This window comes from Petrachloros mirabilis (assembly GCF_975968855.1).
The window spans coordinates 1-3,207 of record NZ_CDLUDY010000132.1 but is presented as its reverse complement, the minus strand read 5'-3'; the positions used below and the strand labels follow the sequence as shown (position 1 = coordinate 3,207).

The following is a 3,207-nucleotide window of genomic DNA, read 5'->3' as shown; positions in this document are numbered from 1 at the left end:
GGAAGCGTGACGACCTTCTCGGAGTTGACCGATAAAATTCAAGGCAACGCCTCAGCCGGCATTCCATCGATGGATGGGTGGGTCATCCAGCTTGCGACAAACTCCGGTTTGACTGATTTGGGGGCTGAACGCAGCCTCGTCAATCCAACCCTGATTGGCGGAGCTGTCTTTTTCCCGACCTTTACCCCGAACAGAGATGTATGCGTGGCAATCGGCACAAGCAAGATTTACGGCCTCTATTACCTGACCGGAACGGGCTATTCCGATCCGATCTTTGGGGTCGACGCGAGTGGTCAAGCGGTCAGGGCATTAGATGGTGGTCAGGGTGTGGCTTCGTCCGTGGCCATCCAGATCAGTGCGGAACCGACCGGGATGACAGGCTACTTCCAGTCCAGCAACTCGGCCATCAATAAAATGTCACCGAAGCCGCCGGCGGTGCTCTGGAGTCAGTTCATGGCATGGATCAACCAGCGGATTTGATCGGTGAGGCAAATCATGTCTCAGGCTGATGGCAGGGCACGAAGCACGTTATTTCGTGCCCTGCCCTGGTCGGGTCCCGCAACAGGGCTGTTAGCCACTCTGTTGGTTATCTCAGGCTGTTTGTCTGGCGAAGGCAGTGAGACAGCTGGCCCGACTTCCACTGATGCCAACCATCCTCCCGTCATCCGATCCGCAACCATTGTTCCGAGTCCTTTGACGCTCTCTTCAGCTCCCACTGTTCGTGTCGAGGCCCAAGATTTGGATCTCAACACCATCGGCTTCAGGTACCGCTGGCATGTCAATGGGCAAGTCCTCGCCGGGCAAATGAAAGATGCGCTTCCGCCGGAATTGTTGAAGCGGGGGGATAAAGTAGCGGTTGAGGTTATCCCCACTGATGGAACTATTGACGGAGCGCCGTTTATGACTCAACCGGTCGTCGTGGCAAATACGCCTCCAATCGTGTCGCATATTACCGTCGATTTCGACCCTTCGGTTAGTGGGCGGCAGCTGTTGGCCCAAGTTGATGTCAACGATCCGGATCATGATGCTGTCACGCTCACGTACAGATGGCGGAAGAATGATGAAGTGCTCAAGGAGGGGGATTCGAATCACTTGGATTTAGTTGGTATGACGACGAAGGACACCATTCAACTCGATGTCATCGCCGCAGATGGGATATCTGATGAACCCACGCTTGCCACTGAACGGTTCACGTTGTCCAATTCGATGCCGATAATCGTGTCCCGTCCTCCTTCTGCCCCTGACGGCGGCCACTATGCGTATCAGGTTCAAGCGACCGATGCAGACGGCGATCCCATTGCCTACGCGTTGGACGTTGCACCACCAGGCATGACCATCGATTCGAAGACGGGTCAGATCAGATGGAATCCTTTGCCGGAAGCGCAGGGTGTTTTTTCAGTGCGTGTCGTGGCCAAAGATTCGCAGGGAGGGTTCGCCTCGCAAGAATTCGAACTTTCACTAGTGAAGCCGGCAGAACATTCTTAACGGCTCAGGCGGTTCACACCGGAGAAGAAGCTCGTCCCACTCACGAATGTTCAGCCCATGGACCCCGCTCGGTTGGTTTCCTTCGGCCGCTCTGCTAGAATAAGTTCTTGAGTCGAAGGGAAGGAGGCTGCCCTAAGCGTCCGCGTGCGTAAGCTCAAACTACGAGAAGGCACCAATACCGCAGTTCTGTTCGGTCATCACGACCGGCACCTCAAGCTCATCGAAGAAGACCTTGGTGTGCGCTTATCGGCGCGCGGCGAAGAACTCACCCTCGACGGCAATCTCGAAGCCACTCGGTATGCGGAACGCGTCTTGACCGAGTTGGCTGATTTGGCCAATGAAGGGATGCTGATCCAGCCCGACGATGTTTCGCACGCCTTGACGGCCATTCGGCAAAGTCCTGAAATTCCTCTGAAAGAGTTGCTCTCGAATGCGACCACGATCGTCACCAAGAAACGCTTCGTGGCACCGAAAACACCGACGCAGAAAGCGTACATCGAAGCGATCGAGAACTATGACATTGTCATTGGAATCGGCCCTGCCGGAACGGGCAAAACATATCTGGCGATGGCGATGGCGGTGAGCGCCCTCTTGAAGCGGGAAGTGAGCCGCATCATTCTGGCGAGGCCGGCTGTCGAGGCCGGTGAAAAACTCGGGTTCTTGCCAGGCGACATGATTGCGAAGGTGAATCCTTACCTCCGTCCCTTGTACGATGCACTCTTCGATATGATGGATATGGAACGGGCGACACGTGCTATTGAGCGGGGCGATATCGAAATTGCTCCCCTAGCGTTCATGCGTGGGCGTACTCTGAACGATTCGTTCGTAATTTTGGATGAGGCTCAGAACGCGACCGCGGAACAGATGAAAATGTTCCTTACAAGGCTGGGTTTCAATTCGAAGGCGGTCGTGACAGGAGATGTTACACAAATCGATCTGCCTCCTGATCGGGTGTCCGGCTTGATCGAGGTACGCGACATTCTGCGCCAAGTTGAGGGTATCAAGTTTGTGTATTTCGATGAACGCGACGTGGTGCGGCATAAATTGGTGCAAGATATTATTAAAGCCTACGACCAACATCAGCCTCCCGGACAGACCCTTCCGCTTCCTTCTCAAAACGGGCGTCGGAAGCAGCCATCACAAGGCCGGCCGGTACCACCTCATCCTGTATCTTCCAAGAATCCCGGGGGCCAACCGCACTAATGTCCGTCGAGATCCAGGTTCGGGTTCGATCCGCGACGATTCACCTGTCTCGGATTCGACGGCTCGTCCAGAGAGTGCTTGCCGAACTGGGAGAATCGTCGGCAGATGTGGGGATATTGTTCGTAGGCGACGGCCAGATGCGCAGGCTCAATCGGGAATATAGGAGGAAGGACCGGACAACCGACGTTCTCGCCTTTGCACAGCGAGATGCCACAGTGCCTCGTATCAGAAATGCGAGGCCCAAGCCGTTGGGTGACGTGGTGATTTCCCTTCCGAAGGCGATGGCCCAGGCGAGAGAAGATCAGCGATCGTTAGATGAAGAAATTATCGCGTTGCTTGTACACGGAATGCTCCATTTGTGCGGCTACGATCATGAACGGAGCGAGATGGAGGCGCGCCGGATGCTACGGCGGGAAAAGATGGTACGTCGCAAACTGGGGAGTGCCCCTCGTTTGGTGAGAGCCAGGAGCATACGAAAGTAATTTCTCCAGCTTAGAACGGAGGGCAGGTGGTTGCTAT

At 55.2% G+C, this 3,207-nt stretch carries 4 protein-coding genes; all 4 read left to right on the top strand.

The window, feature by feature from the left end:
* A partial coding sequence (locus tag ACWVCN_RS05340) for a hypothetical protein (RefSeq protein WP_455244491.1) occupies nt 1-480 on the top strand: 480 nt, incomplete at its 5' end.
* Nucleotides 481-495: 15 nt separating this feature from the next.
* Complete coding sequence (locus ACWVCN_RS05335; RefSeq protein WP_455244490.1) at nt 496-1,485, top strand: Ig domain-containing protein; 990 nt, start codon at nt 496-498, stop codon at nt 1,483-1,485.
* A gap of 144 nt (nt 1,486-1,629) precedes the next feature.
* Nucleotides 1,630-2,688 carry a PhoH family protein gene (locus ACWVCN_RS05330; protein ID WP_455244489.1) on the top strand — a complete coding sequence of 353 codons (1,059 nt, stop codon included), beginning with the start codon at nt 1,630-1,632 and terminating at the stop codon, nt 2,686-2,688.
* Nucleotides 2,688-3,170 (top strand): rRNA maturation RNase YbeY, encoded by a 483-nt coding sequence (ybeY, locus tag ACWVCN_RS05325; protein ID WP_455244488.1) that lies wholly within the window; start codon nt 2,688-2,690, stop codon nt 3,168-3,170. The genes ACWVCN_RS05330 and ybeY overlap by 1 nt, the downstream gene beginning before the upstream one ends.
* Nucleotides 3,171-3,207: the final 37 nt, after the last annotated feature.